General features: G+C 50.8%; 19 protein-coding genes. 2 read left to right on the forward strand and 17 right to left on the reverse strand.

Translation table 11 applies throughout. The features are described 5' to 3' along the window. Positions 1 to 19: 19 nt before the first annotated feature. Genes recG through ACYVUU_RS06955 form a run of 3 tightly spaced genes read right to left on the reverse strand, consistent with a single transcriptional unit; the run spans position 20 to position 4,105 of the window. Positions 20 to 2,059 carry an ATP-dependent DNA helicase RecG gene (gene recG / locus ACYVUU_RS06945; protein WP_484500433.1) on the reverse strand — a complete coding sequence of 680 codons (2,040 nt, stop codon included), beginning with the start codon at positions 2,057 to 2,059 and terminating at the stop codon, positions 20 to 22. Beyond that, positions 2,059 to 3,723 (reverse strand): DAK2 domain-containing protein, encoded by a 1,665-nt coding sequence (locus ACYVUU_RS06950; protein WP_484500434.1) that lies wholly within the window; start codon positions 3,721 to 3,723, stop codon positions 2,059 to 2,061. Before ACYVUU_RS06950 ends, recG begins: the two co-directional genes overlap by 1 nt. A gap of 19 nt (positions 3,724 to 3,742) precedes the next feature. Continuing rightward, positions 3,743 to 4,105, reverse strand: a complete 363-nt coding sequence (locus ACYVUU_RS06955; RefSeq protein WP_002879711.1) for an Asp23/Gls24 family envelope stress response protein — start codon at positions 4,103 to 4,105, stop codon at positions 3,743 to 3,745. A gap of 175 nt (positions 4,106 to 4,280) precedes the next feature. Here ACYVUU_RS06955 and rpmB point away from each other — a divergent pair, with 175 nt between their 5' ends. Beyond that, positions 4,281 to 4,466 (forward strand): 50S ribosomal protein L28, encoded by a 186-nt coding sequence (gene rpmB / locus ACYVUU_RS06960; RefSeq protein ID WP_270447714.1) that lies wholly within the window; start codon positions 4,281 to 4,283, stop codon positions 4,464 to 4,466. A 98-nt stretch (positions 4,467 to 4,564) separates the two neighbouring features. Here the strand turns inward: rpmB and ACYVUU_RS06965 are convergent, their stop codons facing one another. The 10 genes from ACYVUU_RS06965 to gmk form a co-directional block, all read right to left on the reverse strand. Beyond that, complete coding sequence (locus ACYVUU_RS06965; protein WP_484500435.1) at positions 4,565 to 6,136, reverse strand: ATP-binding cassette domain-containing protein; 1,572 nt, start codon at positions 6,134 to 6,136, stop codon at positions 4,565 to 4,567. Between the two features lie 174 nt (positions 6,137 to 6,310). Beyond that, positions 6,311 to 6,994 (reverse strand): thiamine diphosphokinase, encoded by a 684-nt coding sequence (locus tag ACYVUU_RS06970; protein WP_484500436.1) that lies wholly within the window; start codon positions 6,992 to 6,994, stop codon positions 6,311 to 6,313. 29 nt (positions 6,995 to 7,023) lie between these two features. Then, on the reverse strand, positions 7,024 to 7,917 hold the full coding sequence (gene rsgA / locus ACYVUU_RS06975; protein ID WP_484500437.1) for a ribosome small subunit-dependent GTPase A: 894 nt from the start codon (positions 7,915 to 7,917) through the stop codon (positions 7,024 to 7,026). Then, complete coding sequence (gene pknB / locus ACYVUU_RS06980; protein WP_484500438.1) at positions 7,918 to 9,942, reverse strand: Stk1 family PASTA domain-containing Ser/Thr kinase; 2,025 nt, start codon at positions 9,940 to 9,942, stop codon at positions 7,918 to 7,920. Further along, positions 9,932 to 10,687 carry a Stp1/IreP family PP2C-type Ser/Thr phosphatase gene (locus ACYVUU_RS06985; RefSeq protein WP_270447708.1) on the reverse strand — a complete coding sequence of 252 codons (756 nt, stop codon included), beginning with the start codon at positions 10,685 to 10,687 and terminating at the stop codon, positions 9,932 to 9,934. Before ACYVUU_RS06985 ends, pknB begins: the two co-directional genes overlap by 11 nt. A 5-nt stretch (positions 10,688 to 10,692) precedes the next feature. Continuing rightward, on the reverse strand, positions 10,693 to 12,009 hold the full coding sequence (rsmB, locus tag ACYVUU_RS06990; RefSeq protein WP_484500439.1) for a 16S rRNA (cytosine(967)-C(5))-methyltransferase RsmB: 1,317 nt from the start codon (positions 12,007 to 12,009) through the stop codon (positions 10,693 to 10,695). Further along, on the reverse strand, positions 11,999 to 12,946 hold the full coding sequence (gene fmt, locus ACYVUU_RS06995) for a methionyl-tRNA formyltransferase (protein ID WP_484500440.1): 948 nt from the start codon (positions 12,944 to 12,946) through the stop codon (positions 11,999 to 12,001). Before fmt ends, rsmB begins: the two co-directional genes overlap by 11 nt. A 13-nt stretch (positions 12,947 to 12,959) precedes the next feature. Continuing rightward, positions 12,960 to 15,341 (reverse strand): primosomal protein N', encoded by a 2,382-nt coding sequence (gene priA, locus ACYVUU_RS07000; protein ID WP_484500441.1) that lies wholly within the window; start codon positions 15,339 to 15,341, stop codon positions 12,960 to 12,962. 63 nt (positions 15,342 to 15,404) lie between these two features. Continuing rightward, positions 15,405 to 15,626: a DNA-directed RNA polymerase subunit omega gene (gene rpoZ, locus ACYVUU_RS07005; protein ID WP_439774706.1), complete on the reverse strand. Its 222-nt coding sequence runs from the start codon at positions 15,624 to 15,626 to the stop codon at positions 15,405 to 15,407. Position 15,627: 1 nt separating this feature from the next. Next, on the reverse strand, positions 15,628 to 16,242 hold the full coding sequence (gene gmk / locus ACYVUU_RS07010) for a guanylate kinase (protein WP_300616186.1): 615 nt from the start codon (positions 16,240 to 16,242) through the stop codon (positions 15,628 to 15,630). Positions 16,243 to 16,416: 174 nt separating this feature from the next. On the opposite strand from gmk, the gene ACYVUU_RS07015 reads away from it, so the two are divergent. Further along, positions 16,417 to 16,722, forward strand: a complete 306-nt coding sequence (locus tag ACYVUU_RS07015) for a hypothetical protein (RefSeq protein ID WP_439774705.1) — start codon at positions 16,417 to 16,419, stop codon at positions 16,720 to 16,722. Positions 16,723 to 16,784: 62 nt separating this feature from the next. Here ACYVUU_RS07015 and ACYVUU_RS07020 read toward each other — a convergent pair whose 3' ends face one another. From ACYVUU_RS07020 to ACYVUU_RS07035, 4 genes are all read right to left on the reverse strand, one after another. Next, positions 16,785 to 18,401: a peptide ABC transporter substrate-binding protein gene (locus tag ACYVUU_RS07020; RefSeq protein WP_484500442.1), complete on the reverse strand. Its 1,617-nt coding sequence runs from the start codon at positions 18,399 to 18,401 to the stop codon at positions 16,785 to 16,787. Between the two features lie 221 nt (positions 18,402 to 18,622). Further along, positions 18,623 to 20,308, reverse strand: a complete 1,686-nt coding sequence (recN, locus tag ACYVUU_RS07025; protein WP_484500443.1) for a DNA repair protein RecN — start codon at positions 20,306 to 20,308, stop codon at positions 18,623 to 18,625. A gap of 21 nt (positions 20,309 to 20,329) precedes the next feature. Further along, complete coding sequence (locus ACYVUU_RS07030; protein WP_484500444.1) at positions 20,330 to 21,145, reverse strand: TlyA family RNA methyltransferase; 816 nt, start codon at positions 21,143 to 21,145, stop codon at positions 20,330 to 20,332. Then, positions 21,145 to 22,008 (reverse strand): polyprenyl synthetase family protein, encoded by an 864-nt coding sequence (locus ACYVUU_RS07035; protein ID WP_484500445.1) that lies wholly within the window; start codon positions 22,006 to 22,008, stop codon positions 21,145 to 21,147. Before ACYVUU_RS07035 ends, ACYVUU_RS07030 begins: the two co-directional genes overlap by 1 nt. Position 22,009 lies beyond the last annotated feature (1 nt).

Raw genomic sequence — 22,009 nt, forward strand, 5'->3', positions numbered from 1 at the left:
ATCTCTTTTTCTATTTGGACTAAGCTCTCGCTTGTACGATTTTCTTATATTTTATCACAGCTTGCAGGTCTGCCAACTTTTCTGCTTTCAAGTCTGGATCAGCCTGGACGATCCGCTTGGCCTCGTCTCTGGCCACCACCATGACCTGGTAGTCGCTGACAACGCTGCCTGTCCTAAATTCCGGCAGGCCTGACTGGGCCTTGCCAAAGAGATCGCCCTCGCCCCGCATCTTGAGGTCTTCTTCCGCGAGCTTGAAGCCATCGTTGGTTTCAGCCACGATCTTCATCCTCTTCTTGCCGGCTTCAGTCTTGGGGTCAGCCAAAAAGACGCAGTAGCTTTGCGTCTGCCCCCGGCCGATCCGCCCGCGCAGCTGGTGGAGCTGGCTTAAACCAAAGCGGTCAGCATCAAAGATCACCATCAAGTTGGCATTGGCCACGTCTACTCCGACTTCGATCACGCTGGTTGTAACCAGGATATTTATCTCTCCGGCCGCAAAGCGGTCCATGATGCTTTCTTTGTCAGCTGCCGCCATTTTGCCATGCAAAAGAACAACTTCCTGGTTTGGAAATTCGCCAGCCAGCCTTTCATGTAATGCTTCAGCGTTCTCTAGGTCGATTGTTTCCGATTCGCTGATCAAGGGCGTAACCGCGTAGATCTGGAAGCCTTCGGCCAGTTGCTGGCGCATCAGTGAATATACCTCATCCAGCTGGCTGCTGGTCTTCCAATAGGATTTGATCGGCTTACGGCCGGCAGGCAGGTGTCTGATTTCTGACAAGGCGGTATCGCCATAGACAGTCAAGGCCAATGACCGCGGAATCGGGGTGGCCGTCATGGCTAGGATATCCGGCCGGTCGCCCTTGTTGATCAAGGCCAGACGCTGGGCAACGCCAAAGCGGTGCTGCTCATCAATGATCACCAAGCCCAGCTTCTTAAAAGCCACTTGCTCTTGGATCAAAGCATGGGTACCGATCACCACGTTGATGCTGCCATCAGCCAGTTCCCTATAAATTTCCCGCCGCTCCATTGTCTTGGTAGACCCGGTTAAAAGGGCCACCCGGACGCCAAAGTCTTCCAGCATGGTGGAAATCTTTTGGTAGTGCTGGTTGGCTAAAATTTCCGTTGGCACCATCAAAGCGGCTTGGTAGCCAGCCGTTATCGCTCCATAGATGGCAAACACTGCGACCACAGTTTTCCCGGACCCAACGTCCCCTTGAAGAAGGCGCTGCATCTGCCGGTCAACAAACATGTCGGCAAAAATTTCATTGATAACCTTTTTCTGGTCAGGCGACAGGTCAAAAGGCAGAGACTTGGTCAGCTTGCCAATTTCTTCCAGGTCATAGTGCTTGGCATAGCCGCTGTGGCTCTTATTCTGGCTGGACATCAAGGCCAGCTGCATCTGAAAGAGGAAGAATTCCCGGAATACCGCGCTTCTGCGAGCCTCTTTAGCTTGAGCCAAGTCTTTAGGGTGGTGCATGGCGATAACCAGATCCTGGTCATCCATGAGCCGGTAGTGCTTCCGCAAGTCCTCCGGCACGGCATTGCCCATCTCGTCCATGCTTTCAGCGATCGCCAGGTCTATCATGGTCTGCAGCTTCTTTTGCTTGATCTGCCGGTTGACCGAATAAATGGGTGCCATTCCGTCATCTTCATGCTTGCTGGCGATGAGCTTATAGGCTGACAGGCTCTGCTTTCTGAGCTCATATTTACCATAGACGGCAATTTCCTGGCCCACGCTCAGCTGCTTGGTCAGCCATGGCTGATTAAAAAAATTGACCATGATAATATCATGATCAATTCGCAGTTTGAAGCTGACCCGGCTCTTGTGGTAGCCAAAGTAATTCTGGTAGGGATTGGTTGCCACAATCCCTTTCAGCATGACCTTCTGCCCATCTTCCAGCTGGTCCAGCGGAAGGTTCTCCAGTTCGTCATAGCGGTAGGGAAAGTAGAAGAGCAAGTCGTAGATGCTGTAAATGCCTAGCGACTGCAAAGCCTCTGCCGTCTTGGCTCCTACCCCCTTCAAGGCCGTCACCGGTCTGAAAATAGCTTCGTTTAAAGTCATTATTCTACAGAAATCAAGAAGTTGTAAACTGGCTGGCCACCGTCGTGAATTTCGAATTCGCAGTCATCATCTTCATGAGCTGCTTCCAGGCGGTCAACAACTGCTTGGGCTTCTTCTTCAGTAGCGTCGCTGCCGTACATTACAGTCACGATTTCAGAGTCTTCGTCCAGCATCTTTTCCGTCATGGCTACAGTTGCGCTGATTGGGTCAGCGTCATCAACCATGATCGTGCCGTCTACGATACCAATGAAGTTGCCCTTGTGGATTTCAACCCCGTTGATTTCAGTGTCACGGGTTGCTCGGGTTACTTCACCTGACTTGACTGAACCGAGTTCATCACTCATGGCTTCAACGTTCGCGTCAACGCTGGCTTCCGGGTTGAAGGCCAGCATAGCGGTCAAACCTTGCTGGATGGTCTTGGATGGCACGATGCCGACCGGAATTTCAGCAACTTCAGCTGCCTGCTTAGCGGACATGATGATGTTGCCGTTGTTTGGCAGGATAATCGCTTGCTTTGCACCGGACTTGGTGATGGCATCAATGATGTCTTGGGTTGAAGGGTTCATGGTTTGCCCGCCGGAGATGATTCGGTTGACCCCTTCGCTTTCAAAGAGCTTGCGGACACCGTTGCCGGAAGCAACCGCGATCACTGCAAAGTCAACGCTCTCTTGTTGTTCTTGTTCGTTGTCAACGATCGTTTCGTGCTGAATCCGCATGTTGTCGATCTTGATCTTGCCTAATTGACCAAATTGTGACCCGTAAAGGAAGACCTTGCCTGGGTATTCAGTGTGCACGTGAACCTTGGCGATTTCCCCGTCAGAAACTGCCAAGAGGGAGTCACCCAATTCTGACAGATAGCTTCTGAATTCTTCCAGGTCAAATGGCTTCTTGTTTGGCACGTCAGCCTTAAGGTCAACCATGATTTCGGTACAGTAGCCGTTGGTGATGTCTGAAGTTGCCAATTGCCCTTGCACAGCCTGGTGGTGAGTCGCGTTGATCAAGGAGTTCATGTCGTCGGCATCTGGAACGTACTTGTCATCGAAGTTTTCGCCCAAGAGACCTTCTAAGAAGCCTTCATAGATGAAGACCAGACCTTGACCACCGGAGTCAACCACGCCGACTTGCTTAAGAACTGGCAGCAGGTCAGGAGTGCTCTTCAGAGCTTCCTTAGCGCCTTCAACTACGGCCTTCATTACTTCTTCTACATCATCGGTTTCATTAGCCTTGTTGGCACCTGCTTGAGCGCCGACCCGGGCCACAGTCAAGATGGTCCCTTCAACCGGCTTCATCACAGCCTTGTAGGCAGTAGCTACACCATTGCTAAAGGCATTTGCCAATTCCTGGGCGTTCAAAGTGGTCTTGCCCTGGGTTGCCTTGTAGAAGCCGCGGAAGAGCTGGGAAGTGATAACCCCACTGTTGCCGCGCGCGCCCATCAGCATCCCCTTGGCCAGGCTTTCAGTCAAGTCGCCGACACTGCTGCTTGCGTTTTCGGAAACGGCCTTAGCACCGCTTTCCATCGTGAGATTCATATTCGTGCCAGTGTCGCCGTCAGGAACTGGGAAAACATTTAGATCATTGACGAATTGCACGTTCTTGCTCATCCGGTGAGAGGCAATCCGCACCATGTCTCTAAATTCTTTACTGCTAATTTCACTTAAAACCAATATTGAATCCTCCACTTATCTAGTCGTCGAGAACCTTTACACCTTGGACAACGACGTTGACCGCCTTGGTGTCGATCCCCAGCTGGCTTCTTAAGTTATATTTGACACTGTCTTGTACATTACGACTTACTTCAGAAATTTTCAAGCCGTAGCCAACAATAATATAGACATCAACAGTTACTTGATTTTCGTCAGACTTAACAACGACGCCGCGCTTGTAGTTTGCCCGGCTTAAAATGCTGTCGACTCCGTCTCTGATGGCATTCTTGGATGCCATACCGACAACGCCATAGTTAGACGTAGCTGCACCACCAACAACAGTTGCAATTACACCGTTTGAAATATCAATCAAACCATACTTTGTCTTGATTTTAACAGCCATGTTTATCCTCCGTCTTATTTCCAATATACACCCTTATTTTATCATAACGAGATAAAAAGCTAACCCTAACGACTTTATTTTCTAGAAAATACTTTTCAAAATAACAATTGAAAAAGCTCAAACTTTATGGTAAAGTCTAATAGTATGACATGACATGTAAAGGGGGTTTAGCAGCATGGCAAAAGATTTCGTAACCGGTAAGAAGACCACTTTTGGTAACACGCGTTCACACGCTTTGAACTCATCACGTCGTTCTTGGAAGCCAAACCTTCAAAAAGTTCGCATTCTTGTAAACGGCAAGCCTAAGCGCGTTTGGGTTTCAACCAAGACTTTGAAGTCTGGTAAAGTTACCCGTGTCTAGTGACGAAACGAGCCCGTCAGATCAACGATCTGCCGGGTTTTATTTTTGCTCTAAAATCATCAGCAAAAACAGGCAGCTTGAATAGCTGCCTGTTTTTTTTACTTCTCCGCCAAATTGACCACCCGGTCAAACATGGCTATTTCTTCATCTGAAATTTTGTGGGCTACCTCGATCACGGTGCCAGGGAAATTCTGCAGAATTGTCTGGTGAATCTGCTTGGAGAGGCGAGGATCCAATGCTGAAGTAGCTTCATCGGCCAGAAGAACCGGCCGCTTGGCCAAGAGAGCTCTGGCAATTTCCAGCCGCTGGCCCTGGCCGCCAGAGAGATTTTTGCCTTCTTTGCCAACTTGGTAATCTAAGCCCTTTTCTTCAACCAGGCTGGTCAAACCGGCTTTTTGGCAAACTGCCAGCAGGTCTTCCCGGCTGACTTCTCTGCCTAAGGAAACGTTGTATTCGATAGTATCATCGAGAATATAAGGTTTCTGCTGGACAAAGGAGAAGTACTCGTGATCCCTGCTCCAATCGCCATTCGCGTCTTTTCCGTTGATCTCGTAGTCCCCATCTGCCAGCTCGATCCGGCCAACAAGGACGTTAAGCAAAGTTGACTTCCCCCAGCCAGATGGTGCTTCCAGCAATACTTTTTCACCATTTTTAACAGTTAAATCAAGATCATTCAAAAGCTTCCGGTCTCCTCTTTGCACACTTGCATCGTCTAAAGAAAGCTCCTTAAACTCATCCCGGTCTGCAGCACTTTCTTTTGCTGTAAAACCTGCCACTGCAGTATACTTTTTCCAGATCGGATTGCTGGTTTTAATTTCATTGACAGATGAAAAGATGCCGACAATCGGATTGATAAAGTTGTTGGCCAGCTGGGAGATCATCATAAAGGTCCCCAAAGTGATCTGCCCTTGGGTTACAAAGTAGATGCCCAGGCTAAAAGGAATGATCATGCTGCAGACATAGGCGAAAGCCGTGATGACTTCACCCGTCACCATTTCTGTCCGCTTCATCTTGGCCAGGGCCGCTTCCATTTTCTGGCTGTAGTGGAGCATTCTGGAAAAAATGCTGTCTTCAGCGTCATAAAGTCTGGCAAAAGTAGCAAAATTGATGGTATCCGTCATTGCCTCAGTATATTTGCTGTTCTCCTCTTCCCAGGCAGAAGAAGCAGCTTCGATTTTTGGCCCGAAAATATTTTGCAGTAGACCAGGTGCCAGGGATGCGACCAGGAAGATCAAGGACAGAGCCCAGGAAGACAGCAGAGCCGCCGCAAATGCCGCTATAAACTGCAAACCATTAAAAACAATATCCAGCTCAGCTTCCACCCGGTGACTTTCGACCTGCTTCAAGTCATTGGTCATAAAGGACAAGTCAAGTTTTGGATCAGCATTATCTGAATACAAGAGATATTCTGTTGCCTGCTCCTTGATTTTCAAGTTGACATCCTTGATGATATTTGCCTGCATAATTTGGTAGATTAGGGCCAGGCAAGCAAAAAGGACAATACCCACGACTGCTTTAACAGTTAATTGTAATAAACTCCCCTTAGGATGTCCGGCAAAATTAATAAATTCTTGGAAGACATAAGCGATAAAAACCGCCTGCATTGCCTTGGCGGCAGCGAAGACCGCAAAGACCAGCAGTTTCCACTTGCTGGCATATTTTAACGTCATTTTTCTCCTCCTCGTAAATATTTTAGTAAGATTGTTAAATATGCTTAAAATAATACTACTAAAAAATTAGAATGTAAATATTGAAATCTAATTTTTTAAAAAGGGTGGTAAGCAAAAAAGTCCCGCTTTTCAGCGAGACTTTTTTATTATCTTAATTATATTATCTTGTGCAAATCAAGCTTGCTCATAACGGTTCAAGTCTTTAGAATAAACGACCGCTACTAAGCCCTTCTTCAAGGATAACCGGCAGCTATCCTTATCCGGCAAAAACTCATTAGACGTGAAGGAACGCAGGTAGTCGCCACTATAAGGCGCCAGGTCATACAAGGCTCCCTCAATCGTCAAATTTTCTACCGGCATTAAGCAACTTACCCCAAAGTAGGTATAGTCCTGCTTCTGAATTTCATAGCTGCCAGCTTGCCGGTAAAAAATCATATTCTGCTTGTCAATCAAGGTCAACTGGTTGGCATACTTGCGCAGGTCCGGGTTCAAAATGCCAAAAGCATTGATCGCCGCGTGGTCCAGCCTGCCGCCAGTAGCCCCGTAAACCTTCAGCTGGTCAATCTTATAATCGCCAAAAGCAATTCCCAGCATCAGCTCAGAATCGGTCCAGTCTTTCTTTGGCACAGAATAGCGGATATCCGCAACCGTCCCTTCTACCCAGGCCAGTTCATCAGCCTTCAGTGAGTCAAAGTCCCCGATCGCCAAATCCGGCTTAAAGCCTAATTCCAGCAAAAGAAGCGCTCCCCGGTCAACCCCGATCAAAAGGTCGCCACTTTCTTGCGCCTGCTTCAGCTGATCTTTTAAATCAGCCGGCCATTCTTCCTTTGGCCCGCCAAGCAATACTGCAGCATCCATCACAAAACACCCTATCCTGTCTTATCTCATCACTTCAAATACTCCGGCATCCGGCCTTCCTCAATTTCCGTCCGCATGGCCAGATAATCGTCATAACGGAAAGCCGCGATTTCACCTAAAGCCAGCTGGTCTTTGACCGCGCACTTCGGCTCATGCAGGTGTTGGCAGCCCCGGAACTTGCATCCCGGACTCAAGGCTTTAAATTCCTTGAAATACGTACACAGTTCATTCAGCTTGATCGGCGTCAAATCAATTGCCGAAAAGCCTGGGGTATCTGCCAAAAAGCCTTCCCCTAATTTAAAAAGGGTAACCGTTCTAGTTGTATGTTTTCCTCGGTTCAAGCTGGTCGAGATCGCGCCCGTCGCCTGCCCCGCGTCTTCCTTGATAAAGTTCAGCAGGGTCGACTTCCCGGCCCCTGACTGGCCAGCCAGAGTCCAGATCTTGCTTTCCATGATCTGCTTTGGCAAGTCGCTTGCCAGATTTTCCCTGTCCAGATAAACCCGGTAGCCAATCTTTTGATAGTATGCCAGCTGGCTTTCTATTTCTGTCAGCCGGTCTTTCTCCAGCAGGTCGCTCTTTGACAGGTAGATCGTTACCTCTACCCCCTGCCAGGCAAAAAAGACCAGGAAGCGGTCCAAAAGAGCGGTGGAGAAATCCGGTTCCACTGCCGAAATGACCAAAAGCACGTGGTCGACATTAGCGACCGCCGGCCGGCCGATCCGGTTCTTCCGGGGCAGAATTTTCACCAAATAAGCCAAGCCCTGTTCATCCAGCTTGACCTGCACGCTGTCGCCGACCTGGGGCTTCTCCCGGTTCTTGCGGAAAACGCCCCGGGCCCTGGTCCGCACGACTCCTGCCGGCGTCTGCACGTCGTAGTAGCCGGCGATCAGAGAAACAACCGTCCCTTGTACTATTTCTGCCATTTAATTCCCGCTTTCACTGTCATCTGCTGAAACCGTCTCATCAACAACGGTTTGATCATCACGCACAATCTTGATCTTGCCGTCACCCTTAGTAACAGAAAAAGTGATCGTGAAGTCCGTATCCTTGGTGATGTACTGGTCCCGGTAAATATTGCCAAGACTGTGGTCATCGTCCTGGATATAAATCCGGACATGGTTGCCCTGGCTTGAGGAAGAGCTAGAGCTGGACTCACTGGATTCGTCACTTGATTCACTAGAGCTTGATGAACTCTCATCTGCCTGGTAGTCAACCGTGTAGGTCTTCTTGACCTCTTTCTTTTCTGCACCCTTAGAAACCGTAACCGTCAAGCTGTCCCCTTCAGCGACTTCACTGCCGGCTGCCGGATCCGTCGAAATCACGTCGCCGCTGTCCACGCTGTCAGAGTAATCCTTCACAACCTTGAGGTTCAACTTCTTGCTCTTAGCGTAAGACTCGGCATTCTCCAAGCTCTTGCCCGTCAAATCTTCCAGTTTAAAAGTGGTCTTGCTGCTGGAGGAGCTGGAGGGCTTGGGCTGGTCTTCCAACGCCACGGCCACCACCAAAGTGATCGTTGTCTTAGAAGCATCTACCTTACGGCCAGCCTTGACGCTCTGGGAGATGATCAAACCTGGCAGGTACTCATTAGACGGTGCCTCCCGGCTCTTGACCTTGAAGCCCAGTTTCTTCAGCTTCTTTTTGGCGGTCGACAAATAAAGGCCCTCTACATCTGGTACCTTGGTCAAGTTTGGCCCCTTGGAGACCAGCAGGCTGACCTTCCGCCCCTTGTCAACGGGGCTGTTGGCCTCCGGCGTGGTCGAAATCACCTTGCCCTTCTTGACCTCGCTGGAGTAGGTCCGCTTCACAGCCCCTACCGCCAGACCGGCACTCTTCAAAGAGGTCTTGGCTGCCTTTTCCGTCATGTTCACGACGTCCGGAACCCGGACATTGTTGTGGCCAACTGCCAAAAACATAAAAAGCAGAATGGCAAAGACCGGGAATAATGACCCGATCCACCACCACTTATATTTCTTGATATTGGCCCATAAAGACCGCTTCTTTGGCTCTTCAGCCTTGCCTTCTTTGGCCTTCTCAGCCTGCATGACCTTGCCGTTCAAGGCTGGCAGAATTTTGGTTTCATCATTGTTGCCGTGGCTTGGCCGGTAAATGGCTTCACCTGCCCGGCTCGGATCCAGACTGGTGTCCAGATCAGCCTTCATTTCAGCCACGGAAGCATACCGGTCCCGCGGGTCCTTGGCCGTCGCCTTTAAAACAACGTTTTCCAAGGCCTGGGGAATGGCCTTGTTTTGCTTTCTGAGGGACGGAATATCGTCTTCCGCATGCTTGAGGGCAATCGCTACCGGCGTTTCCCCGTTAAAAGGCACATGGCCGGTCAAGGCCTCATACAGGATGATCCCCAAAGAATAGATGTCAGACTGTTTGGTGACCATCCCGCCCCGGGTCTGTTCAGGAGACATGTAGTGCACCGAACCCAGGACCGAATTGGTCTGGGTGATCGCGCTTTGGTTCAAGGCAACCGCGATGCCGAAGTCGGCAATTTTGATGTTGCCTTTTTCATCCATCAAAATATTCTGCGGCTTCAAGTCGCGGTGAATCACGTTGTGCTTGTGGGCCAGTTCCATCGCTGACAAAATCTGATCCATGATTTTGATGACCTGCGGCAGGGGAATCGGGCTGTTTTCCCGGATATAGTCCTTTAAGTCGGGTCCTTTCACGTATTCCATGACCATATATGGCAAGCCATGGTCGGTCCCCACGTCAAAAACAGAAACAATATTTGGGTGGCTCAGTTCACTGGTGGCCAGAGCTTCTCTTTGAAATCGGGCCAGAACCTGGGAGTCCTTCTGCAAGTCAAGGCGAATAATTTTAACGGCGACCTGTCTCTTTAAAATTATGTCATCAGCCAGGTAGACGTTGGCCATCCCGCCTTCACCCAGGGTGTCGACGATCCGGTAGCGGTCTCCAAGCAAATAACCTTTATTGATCACTCGCGCCATCCTCCTCATTTACGGCCAGGCAAACGGTGATATTGTCGCCGCCGCCCAGGCGATTGGCTTCATTGACCAACTTGTTGCACCTCTCCTGCAGGTTCAGGCCCTTGGTTGCCAAAACCTGTTGAATCAAAGGATCCGATAGGGAATTGGTCAAGCCGTCAGTACAGAGAAGGAACACGTCGTCAGTCTTCATTTCAAGTTCATTATATTCCGGATCAATAGTGCTTGAAACGCCTAAGGCTTGAGTGATGATATTTTTCTGAGGGTGGGTCTTCGCCTGTTCTTTGGTGATCTGCCCCATCTTGACCAGTTCGTTGACTAAGGAGTGGTCTTCGGTGATTTGGCGGAAATTCCCTTCAGAGTAGCTGTAGGCCCGGGAGTCGCCCAGGTGGGCAATCAAGACTTCCTGGTCAAAGAAAATTGCCAGGACAATCGTCGTCCCCATCCCATTCAAATCAGGGAAGCGGTCTGCGGCCTTCAGAATCGTTTCGTTTTCTGAGCGCAGCTGGACGTCCAGCCACTTTCTGGCCAGATTCTTGTCATGCAGGTCGGTATTGGCGAAGTTGTGGCCCAGGTGGCTGACCGCCATCGTGGATGCCACGTCGCCGCCCTGGTGGCCTCCCATCCCATCGCAGACGATGGCCATGGTTACCCCAACGCGATTTTGAAAAATCTGCACGAAGTCTTGATTGCTCTCTCTAACTCTACCAATGCTTGAAGCAAATGCCGTTTTAATCACAAGTACTAACCCCTTGTCGTAAACTTGGCAATGAAAAATCCATCACTGTTGTAGCTGTCGGGCAGGATCTTCAGCATCCCTTTGGGAGCTGAGATCTTGACCGTTTCAAATGGTTTCAATGCAAAATCTGGATGCGCGGCTAAAAATTTCCGCACGTTTTCTTCGTTTTCTTCTACAGAGATTGAGCAGGTGGAGTAGACTAACTCCCCGCCCTTTTTCAGCAAGCCGGCTACTTCATTCAAAATATCCAGTTGGATCTCAGCCAAATGGCTGATGTCTTCCGCCGTTTTCGTATAGCGGATTTCCGGCTTGCGGCGCAGCAGTCCCAGACCGGAACATGGTGCGTCTATCAATATCTTATCAAATTCTTGCCCGGAAAAATACTCCCTTGCCTTCCGCGCGTCCAAAGCTTTGACCTTGACCCGATCAGCAACCCGCATTCTGGCGGCATTTTCCTTGACCAGGCGCAATTTCTTTTCATGGATATCCAGGGCCGTAACTTGTCCTTCTGGCACTTGTTCAGCTATTTGGATGGTCTTGCCGCCCGGGGCGCTGCAGGCATCAAGGGCCTGTTCGTTTCCCTTAAAGTCAAAGGCTTCTGCCACCAGGCTGGCTGCTTCGTCTTGCACCGTAACTTCACCATCTTTGAAAAAGTCGGTCAAAACGATTCCGCCCCTGCTTAAGGCATAGCTGCGGCTGGCCAAAGGCGACTCCTTAGGAGCAAAATGTGCCCGGTCCAGGTCCCGGACGACTCTTTTTTCATCAGCCAAAGCAGAAATCCGGATTTCGTTTTTGGCCTTGCTGTTGAAGCTGGCCATGATTTTTTCCGCCCGGCTCTTGCCCCAGTTGGCCACGAAATAGTCACTCAGCCAAAGGGGCATGCTGCACTTCACGCTGAGATAGTCTGGCGCGTCTTTTTCCGGCAGGACTTCCCCCCGCCGCAATAGCGAGCGCAAGATCCCGTTGACCAGGCGGTAGCCGCTGGACTTAGGCCGGCCATAAGCCTTGGCCAGTTTGTTGGCTTCGTCTAAGACTGCCCGGTCCGGTACCTTGTCCAAGAAGAAAATCTGGTAGGCCGACATCAATAATAGCGGCTTGATATACGGCTCTCTCAGCCGAGCCTTGACCAGGTCCTTAAGCTGGTATTCCAGGTAAAGCTGGTATTGGATGGTTCCATAGACCAGATTGGTAGCCAGCCGGCTCTCTTCGGCTGGCAGCTTCGCCGCTTTCAGAGCGTGGTTTAAGCTGATGTTTGAATATGAGCCCTGGTTGATAACCTTCATCAAGGTGTCCAGGGCCACGGTGCGGGCGTTAGTCTTCATCTACGATCTTTTCTCCTGCTGCAAACTTCTTCCCCTGCCCGTTCAAAAAGTCCTTGATGGCCATGGCCTTCTTGCCATTTGGCTGGACTTCAAGCAGGTTCAAGACCGTGTTGCCGGCAAAGCTGATGGCAAAGCGGCCCTGGTTGGTCAAGAGGTGTCCAGCTGGCAGACTGGTATTGTCATCAGCTACTTCCGCCTTCCAGACCTTTAAGCGCTGGCCCTTGATGACCAGGTAGGCGCCGGGGTCCGGGTTGAGGGCCCGGATCAAGTCCTTGGCCTCCTTGGCCGTCAATTTCAAGGAAATTCTCTCCTCAGCCTTGGTGATGGTTGGAGAAAAGACTACCTGGCTTGGATCTTGCGGCTTTTTGACAATTTCGCCACTAGCAATCTTTGGCAGAGTTTCCAAAAGCAGGTCCCGGCCAACAGGAGCCAGTTCCGCGAAAACTTCACCGCTGGTTTCATCTGGTCTGATCGGCAGGCTGGCCTGGGCGTACATGTCGCCGGCGTCCATTTCCTTGACCATTTCCATGATGGTCACCCCGGTTTCGGCATCCCCGTTTCTGACTGCATACTGGATCGGTGCCCCGCCCCGGTATTTCGGCAAAAGGGACCCGTGCACGTTGACGGCCGCGATTTTAGCTGACTTTAGGAATTTTGTCGGCAAAAACTGGCCAAAGGCAGCAGTGATGATGAAATCTGCTTCAAGCTGCAGCAATTCATCAAGTTCAGCTGACTTAGACAGACGGACTGGCTGATAAAGGGGCAAGTTGTTGGCCAAAGCCACTTCCTTGACCGGAGAGAAGACAACCTTCTGCTTGCGGCCAACCTTCTTGTCCGGCTGAGTTACCACGGCCAAAATATTATAACCGGCCTTGATCAGGCCTTCCAAAACTGTAGCGCCGAATTGCGGCGTCCCTAAAAAGATTACTGAATTCACGTTTATTGTTCCTTTACATAATTCTCTCTGGCTCTGAATCGATCTCAACAGTCAGGCCGTACTTTTTCACTTCCTGGGCCTGGTCCTGGATCTGGTGCAAGAGCTCATTTAAGTGTTTTTCTCTTTTATATTTTACCAGTATTTGGTAATAATACTGGCTCTTTAAGCGGCTGATTGTTGCCGGAGCCGGACCAAGGATAATGGTTGGCGCCCGCAACTCTCTTTGCAATTGGCGCTTGATTTTAAAAGCCTCCCTGGCCGCGTTTTGCTCATTTTTGGCCGAAACGGAGATTAAGACCGTGTAAAAGTAAGGCGGGTAGTCGCCGGCATGGCGGACCTGCATTTCTTTGGCATAAAAAAGCTCATAGTCCTGCTTTTGGGCCAGGCGGATGGCATAGTGGTCTGGATTATAAGTCTGGATCATGACCTGCCCTTCCTTATCAGCCCGCCCGGCCCGGCCAGCAACTTGCGTGAGCAATTCAAAAGTCCGCTCAGAAGCATTGTAGTCGGGCAGCCATAAACCAGTGTCGGCATTGATCACCCCAACCAAAGTCACGTTGGGGAAGTCCAGTCCCTTGGCAATCATCTGCGTGCCCAGCAAGATATCGGCTTCTCCCTGGCCAAAACTGGTCAAAATCTTGTCATAGCTGCCCTTTCTCCGGGTCGTGTCGACGTCCATGCGGAGAATTTTGGCTTGAGGAAAAAGCTCAGTCAGCTCTTCTTGCACCTTCTGCGTCCCCGTCCCTAAAAAGCGGATCTGCCGGTCCCGGCAGTTAGGACAAATTTCCGGAACAGCTTCTTGGTAGCCGCAGTAGTGGCATTGCATGGTCCAGGTATCCTTGTGCATGGTCAAGGACAAGTCGCAGTTGGGGCACTTCAAAACAAAGCCGCAATTGCGGCAGAGCATGAAGTTGGCAAAGCCCCGCCGGTTTAAAAGCAGAATCACCTGCTCTTTTTTCTCCAGCCGCTTTTGAATCGCCTCAGCCAAAGGACAAGAGATGTCAAACTGGCTGCCGGCAAACTGCACGTGCTTTAAGTCAAGCAAGTCGACTCGCGGCAGGGGCTGGCTCTTGGCCCGCTTTTTTAAGCGCAAAAGCTGGTAGACGCCCTTTTGGGCCCGGGCCCGGCTGGCCAAAGACGGAGTCGCGCTGCCCAAAATCAAGGGGCAGTGGTGGTAGCGGGACCGCCAAATCGCCACGTCCCGAGCATGGTAGCGGGGATTATTGTCCTGCTTATAGGAGCCTTCATGCTCCTCATCGATAATAATCAAGCCCAGATTGTCCAAAGGGGCAAAAACCGCGCTTCTGGCACCCACGACCACCTGGGCCTGTCCCCGGCGGATCCTGCGCCATTCATCATAGCGCTCCCCTTCCGACAAGGCCGAGTGCAAAACCGCCACCTGCTGGCCAAAGCGGGCCTGAACCTGCTTGACCATCTGGGGGGTCAGGGAAATTTCCGGCACCAGCATCAAGGCTGTCCTGCCCAAGGTTAAAGTCTGGCTGATCGCCTGCAGGTAGACTTCGGTTTTCCCGGAACCGGTCACCCCTTCCAAAAGAAAGGTCTGGCTGACCCGGCCCTTGATGTCCTGGCTGACCCGGCTTAAGGCCGCGGCCTGCTCGTCATTTAAGTCCAGGGGGCGGCTGGGCGCAACCGGCTTGGTTGGCCGCCGGTATTTTTCCTGCTCTTTTTCCTGCAGCCATTTTTTGCTGACAGCCGTTTTCAAAGTAGCTGAACTGATGCCCAGGCCGGTCAACTGCTCCCGGCTTTTTGGATAGTCAGCCATGTTCTCGGCCAAATCGACCAGCAATTTCCTTTGCTGGCTGGCCGTCTTCCTGCTTTTTGCAAAAATCTCCTGGTAATCAAGAGCAGTTAACAGAGGATAGTAGACCGAAACCAGCTTCTTTTTAGCCTTGTTTTCAACCAGGTATTCAATCCTGGCATCCCCCTTGTCAAGGAGCTGCTTGACCAGCTTGATCAAGCGCGGCTCTTCCAGCTTAGCCAAATCTACCGGATCCCCGGCAAAAAGGGGCAGCTGCTCTGCCCGCTGGCTGTTTGGCAGGAGGATTTTCCGGTAATTGGCCCGCATGACGCCCGGCAGCATGGTCTTGAGGATGCTGATCCGGTAGGCAAAAATCTGCTGGGCTAAGTCGCTGGACAAGGCAACCAGCTCGGGAGTCAAAGGTGGCATTTCATCGACCACTAAAAGCAGGTCCTTTAATTGGCCGGTAAAGTCACTGCTTTTTTTCACGGCAACGACAAAGCCCTGGACCTTGCGGCGGCCAAAAGGTACTACCACCCGGCTGCCAACTTCAGCTTCCAGGCCATCAGGGATATGGTATTCAAAAACGCGGTCGGTCTGATGGGCGGCCACATCGACGATAACTTCTGCGATCAAGTCTTTCACCCCTTTCTTAACGCTAAAAAAGGAGCGGGCTTCAGGTCCGCTCCTCTTCAAGGATTATTCTTCGGCTTCACCGTGAGGTTCAACGTCAATCGTTACCTTGCCGGCAGCAATTTCTTCCAATGCTTGGCCGACTGGCTTCAAGTTGTGGTAGTTGTCCAAAGCGCCCGGCTTGCCGGCTTCCAATTCGTGAGCCCGCTTGGCAGCCAGAACTGACAGTGAGTATCTTGAATCGATTTCATCTAGCAGCTTGTCAATTGATGGATAGGTAATTCTCATCTTAGTCCTCCTTAACCATTTTCCGATAATCGTCGATCACGCGCTTGACGCTGACGTGTTCAGCGTCAACGATTGCTTTAATGTGGTTGACGGCGTTAGCAACAGTGTCGTTGACTACCGCGTAGTCATAGTCCTGCATCACCAGAATTTCCTTGCGCGCTTGGGCAATTCTGCCCCGGATCACGTCTTCAGATTCAGTACCCCGGTGTTCCAGCCGGTCTCTTAAAGTGTGCAGGTCAGGCGGCGTCAAGAAAATAAAGACGCCATCTGGCATTTGTTGGCGAACCGTTCTGGCCCCGTTGACATCGATTTCCAGCAGAACGTCCTTGCCGGCAGCCAGCATTTCCTTGACCGGTCCCAAAGGGGTGCCGTAAAGGTTGCCAACGTATTCGTTGTATTCCAGCAGCTGATTGTCAGCGATGGCCTGCTTGAATTCTTCTCTGGTCACGAAGTAGTAGTCTTTCCCGTTCACTTCGCCTTCACGGGGCTTGCGGGTAGTCATTGAGACTGAGTATTCGAAGGGAAAGACCTTGTGTTCAACAATTGCGCTTTTGACGGTTCCCTTGCCAACCCCGGACGGGCCGGACAAAACCAACAGTAATCCTTTATCTGCCATGATAGCTCCTTTTTTTGACTAGTAATTCTATTTTGGACCATAAGCGCCTTCTGATCAAGTCTTAAGGCCGAAAAAAGCTTTTTTAAAAAAGAGGCTTGCTTTTTCGAATATTCGTTCGTATAATATGTTTACAAACAGGCGTTCGAAAATTATTTACTTAAAGGAGTCTTCATCATGTCCCAATTTCAAACTTTTGCCAGACAAGCCGCCCAGCCCCTCAAGAAGGCCTTTCATTATCTCTTTGCCTATGACGAAGACCGGCTCACCCTCCGCGGCGACAGCCTGGCCGTTAACTTAGCCAAGCTGCAGCTGGCCTTCTTGAAGAGGCAGTATCTTCTGGTCACCTTAAATGATGGCAGCTGGCGGGTCGGCAAGATCACTAAGCGGATTTCACCCAGCCGCTTCGTTTTCCGTGACGCCGACAACAAGATTTTTTACCTGCTTGACATTAATGACATTTTAACAGTTGAGCTGCCTTAAAGCAAAAAAAGGGTCTGTTTTCTCCAGACTCTTTTTGCACTTATGTTCTTGTTTATCTTTCGTTACTTTACGTTGGCGTACTTGAACTGCCAGCCGCCCAGGTTGTCGTTATAGACGTTCTTGATTTCCGGTCTGATCAAGTAAGCAGTTGAGATGTAGTAGATTGGGGTGATCCCTTCATCCTCAAGTAAGATGGCTTCAGCTTTTTGCAAGTCGCTTACCCGCTGGCTGCTGTCGCCGGTCGTCTTAGAATCAGCGATCAAGCGGTCGTATTCGCTATTAGACCACTTGCCGTAGTTTCTGCTGTTGTTGCTGGTCAAGAGGTCCAGGAAGGAAATAGCGTCGTTGAAGTCGGCGATCCAGGTAGAAACCATGACGTCGAACTTCCCTTCTTCCCGGCGGGCCATCCGGGTCTTAAACGGCACGGTCGTGGTTTCAACCTTGATCTTGCCCAGAGTCTGCGTTAATTCGCTTTGCAGGGCTTCAACCGTCTTCTTGCCGGAATCGGTGTCATCAGCCATGATGGAAATCGTGATGGATGACTTGCCTAGTTCAGCCAGGCCCTTATTAAAGAGCTTCTTTGCTTCAGTTTTGCTGTACTTGTTGTAAGCTTCTGAGCTCTTGGCAACGCCGCTGGTGTATTCACTATTGCCGACATACATTACGCCCTTGGCCGTAAAGGTCTTGGCTGGCTGGTTGTTGCCGCCTAAAGTGCTGCAGAGACCAGAGCGGTCAATCGCCATAGAGATTGCCCGGCGGATGTTGACGTTGGCCAGGTTCTTGTCTTCTTGCAGGTTGTATTGCAGATAGGCCGTCCCACCGTTGTTGATCAGCTGGAAGCCAGGCTTTTTAGACAATTGCTTGGTCTGGGAAGAGTCCAGGCTGAGGGCGTCCAGCTTGTTTGACTGGTAGAGGTTGTAGGCAGTTGACGGCGTCTTTTGCACGCTCCAGTCAATCTGCTGGATTTTGACATTCTTCTTGTCCCAGTAGTACTTGTTCTTGACCATCTTCCAGGAGAGGTTGGAACCCGTCCAGCCCTTTTGAACATACGGGCCGTTATAAAGCATGTACTTTGAAGCTGTCCCGTAGTTTGACCCGTACTTCTTGACCGCCTTTTCCGCCTGCGGGAAGAAGAGGGCGAAGGCCATCAAATTCTTGAAGTATGGAATCCGCCGGTCCAAAGTCACGACCAGCTTGTAGTCGCCTTCTGCCTTAATACCCAGGCTGGATAAAGGCTTCTTGCCCGCAGTAATGGCCGTGGCATTTTTGATGCCTTCAAACAAGTAGGCATATTCTGAAGCTGTCTTTGGATCGACCGTTCTTCGCCAGGAATAGACAAAGTCCTTGGCTGTGACCGGACTGCCGTCGCTCCACTTGGACTTGCGCAGGGTAAAAGTATAGGTCTTGCCGTCCTTGGAAACGGTGCTGCTGGTGGCTAAGCCTGGCATCAGCTTGCCATTTTTGCCAGTCCGGTACAAGCCTTCCATCGTGTTTCTGAGCTGGTCGAAGCTGACGGTATCGCTGGCCTTGGACATGTCGATGGTCGAAATTTCAGCTGAAGCTGACCAAGAGAATTCCTGCTTCTTGCTGCCTTGACTGCTGGATTTACCACAGGCAGTCAGCATAACCATTGCCAGGGCCGCCAAAGCCAGCGGCGCTTTATTTTTTATGGATCTCATTTTTTCGTCCTCTCTTTCTTGCAGATTTTACATTGTTTCCAGAAACACATCACTTTTTCTGGAAGTTTCTTTAAAATCATATTAAAATAACGATTATCCATTGTCAATAATTTTTACCTGTGGATAAAGTGAAAATTACGTTTTCTTCCCATTAGCATGCAAAAAGCTCTCTTGTCTTTTGGCAAGAGAGTAATTTTTTGCTTATTTTTTCTAGCTGTTTTTTAATCTTGTTGCTGGCTGGCAATCAAGTCGGCAGCGTTTTGCTCAGCTGCCTCACTGACATTGGCACCGGCCATCATCTGGGCGATCATCTTGACGCTGCTGTCTTCATCAAGCTCCTTGACCTGGGTAAAGGTCTCGCCTTCTGCAACGGTCTTGGCGATAGCGAAGCGGTGATCGGCACTGGCCGCTACCTGCGGAGAGTGAGTGATGGCAATAACCTGCTTTTGGCCGGCAATCGCGTGCATCTTCTTGCCGATAGCCGCTGCCACCCGCCCGGAAACCCCGGTGTCAATTTCGTCAAAGACCATGGTGCCGACCGGCTCAACCCGGGAGAAGATAGCCTTCAAGGCCAGAATCAGCCGGGACTGTTCCCCGCCAGAAACGATCTTAACTAGCGGCATCAATTCCTCGCCTGGGTTTGGCGCGATGTAGAAGGCCAAGTCGTCTGTCCCCTTAGCCGTGAAAGTGTCGGTCTTGGCGAAGCGGATGGAGAAGCGGGCCTTATCCATGTACAGATCGGCCAGTTCATGCTTGATCGCTTCTTCCAGCTTCAAGGCTGTAGCTTCTCTGGCCTGGTGGAGGTCGCTAGCCAGGACTGACATTTTTTCCTCAACGGCTGCAATCTGCTTGACCAGTTCTTCCTCGTCAAGGCCGCCGGTTTCAAACTGGCTGAGTTCCTGGGAGACTTTTTCATAAAAGTCAAAGACGTCAGCCAGGCTTGGACCATACTTCTTCTTCAAGTTGTTTAAGAGGTCCAGGCGGTTTTGCACATACTGATAGCGCTCTTCGTCAAACTCCAGGCTGTCCATGATGTCGCCAAGTTCTGAACGGGCATCGCTCAGTGAATATACCCCGTCAGTAATAGACTGGGCCACGTTCTTGAAGTCCTTATCCAGGTCAGCTAAGTCTTCCGCCGTCCCCTGGGCATCCCCCAACAGGCTAGTCAAGCCGTGCTCGTCGTCGTCAAAAAGCTGGATCATGAAGTTGGCGGATTCGGCAATCTTTTGGTAGTTGTTCAGCTTATTGAACTCATCTTCCAAATCCTGGTCTTCATGTTCATCCGTCAGATCTGCCTGGGTGAGTTCTTCAACCTGGAACTGAAGGATGTCCTGGCGCTGGGCCAGTTCCCGGCTGTCGCGGCGCAGGTGCTCCAGGCGCTGGTTGAGGGCCAGCCAGGACTGGTATTCAGCTTGGTACTTGGCTAAAAGGGGCTTAAAGTCCTTGCCCGCGTATTCATCAACCAGGTCAATCTGCCGGCTTTGGTCCATCAGCATCTGCTGGTCATTTTGGCCATGGATGTCGACGAGGTACTCGCCGATTTTTGCCAAAGCAGTGATGGTGGTCAGTTGCCCGTTGATTCGGATGACGTTGCGGCCCTTGCTGGAGATCTCCCGGCTGATGATCAAGTCATCGCCGTCCATCGGCAGGCCGTAGTCGACCGCAATCTGCTCAACTTCCCGCATTTCATCGTCTTGCAGGGTAAAAAGGCCGGTCACTACTGCCTTGCTCTGGCCAGATCTGACCATTTCTTTTTGGGCCCGGTGGCCTAGCAAAAGGGAGAGGGCATCAATCAAGATGGACTTGCCGGCCCCGGTTTCCCCGATCAAGACGGTCATTTGCGGCTGAAACTTGATTTTCAGACTCTTAATGATGGCAAAATTTTGGATATCCAATTCCACAAGCATAAGCGTCCCACAGCATCCTTTCTACAGACCCTGGGCAGCCCGGTCAACCAGCTCGCTGACTGAGCCGGACCAGAGATTCTGTCCTGGATTTGCCTGATCCTTTTTCAAGTGAATCAAAAATTCAATATTCCCCTTGCCGCCTTTGATTGGCGAATAGTCAACACCCAAAATGGAAAAGCCGATTTCCAGGGCCTGGGCCATGGTGTGCTCAATCACGGCCTGGTGGACGGCATGGTCGCGGACGATCCCGTGCTTGCCGACATTTTCCGGACCTGCCTCAAACTGGGGCTTGATCAAGCAGACGGCATCCCCTTGGTCTTTCAAGATTTCATACATTGGCGGCATGATCAAGTCCAGGGAAATAAAGGACACGTCCGTCATGGCAAAGTCCGGCAGGCCTTCGGTAAAGTCGGCTGGAACCGAGTAGCGGAAGTTCTGTCGCTCCATCACCACCACCCGGGGGTCATCCCGAAGCTGCCAGGCCAGTTGGTTGTAGCCCACGTCCAAGGCATAGACCAGCTTGGCCCCGTTTTGCAAGGCCACGTCGGTAAAGCCCCCTGTTGAAGCCCCAATATCCAGGCAGATCTTGTCTTTTAAGTCAATATTCCAGACCTTGACCGCTTTTTCTAATTTGAAGCCGCCCCGGGAAACATACTTGAGCTTGTCTTTTTTAATGAAAAATTCTTCATCAACCGGAAACTTCTCCCCGGCCTTGTCGATCCGCTGGTGGTTATGGTCAGTCACCAGCCCCGCCATGATGGCTCTTTGCGCCTGGGTTCTGGAGTTAAAAATTCCCTTGGCGGCCAATAATACGTCCGCGCGTTCTTTACTTGCCATTAAAGCACCTTCTGATACAAATCCAAAAAGCCCAGCAAAACTTCTGCCTTTTCCCCGGCCAGATCAGCCTTGCCCATTTCAATCAGCTGCTTGAGCTCCTGTCTAGTTGCTTCAGCCCCCAGCATGGTCAAGCTGTTGTTCTTGCCAACTTCTTGATCCTTATGGGTCGCCTTGCCCGCTTCTTCCTGGCTTTCAACGATATCTACCAGGTCATCATAGAGCTGGTAAGAGCGACCAAAGTGCTTGGCAAAGGCCAGGTACTTTTGGGCCTGCTGGTCTGGGCAAGCGGCTAAAGCCGTGGCCATCTGGACGCTGGCCAAAATCAAGCAGCCGGTCTTCAGCCATTCCATATGGTCAATTACTTCTTCGCTGCTGTCTTCAGTGTTGGTGGTGTCGATGTCCAGGTACTGGCCAGCCACCATCCCCTTAGGACCCACTGCTTCAGTGATGATCTCGACCAGCTTCCAGTTGTGTTCAGCCTGGGCGATCCACTGGATGCCTAAGGGCTGGAGGGCATCCCCAGCCAAGATAGCTTCAGCCTCGCCCCACTTCTTGTGGCTGGTCAATTTCCCCCGCCGATAGTCATCATTGTCCATGGCTGGCAGGTCATCGTGGATCAAAGAATAGGTATGAATCAGTTCAATCCCGCAGGCTGCCTGGATTTCTTTTTCCGTGATTTCAATGCCCAAGGCGTCCAAAGTTGCCAAAAAAAGCAGGGGCCGCAGGCGCTTGCCCCCGGCCATGACTGAATAAGCCATGATTTCGGCAAAACGGGGGTCATCGCTTTCTTTTGGCAGTTGCCCCTTTAAAAAATCATTGATGATCGGCGTGTACTTAGCTTGAAATTCTTTAAAAGTCGTCATG

This window comes from Lactobacillus sp. WILCCON 0058 (genome assembly GCF_057198005.1).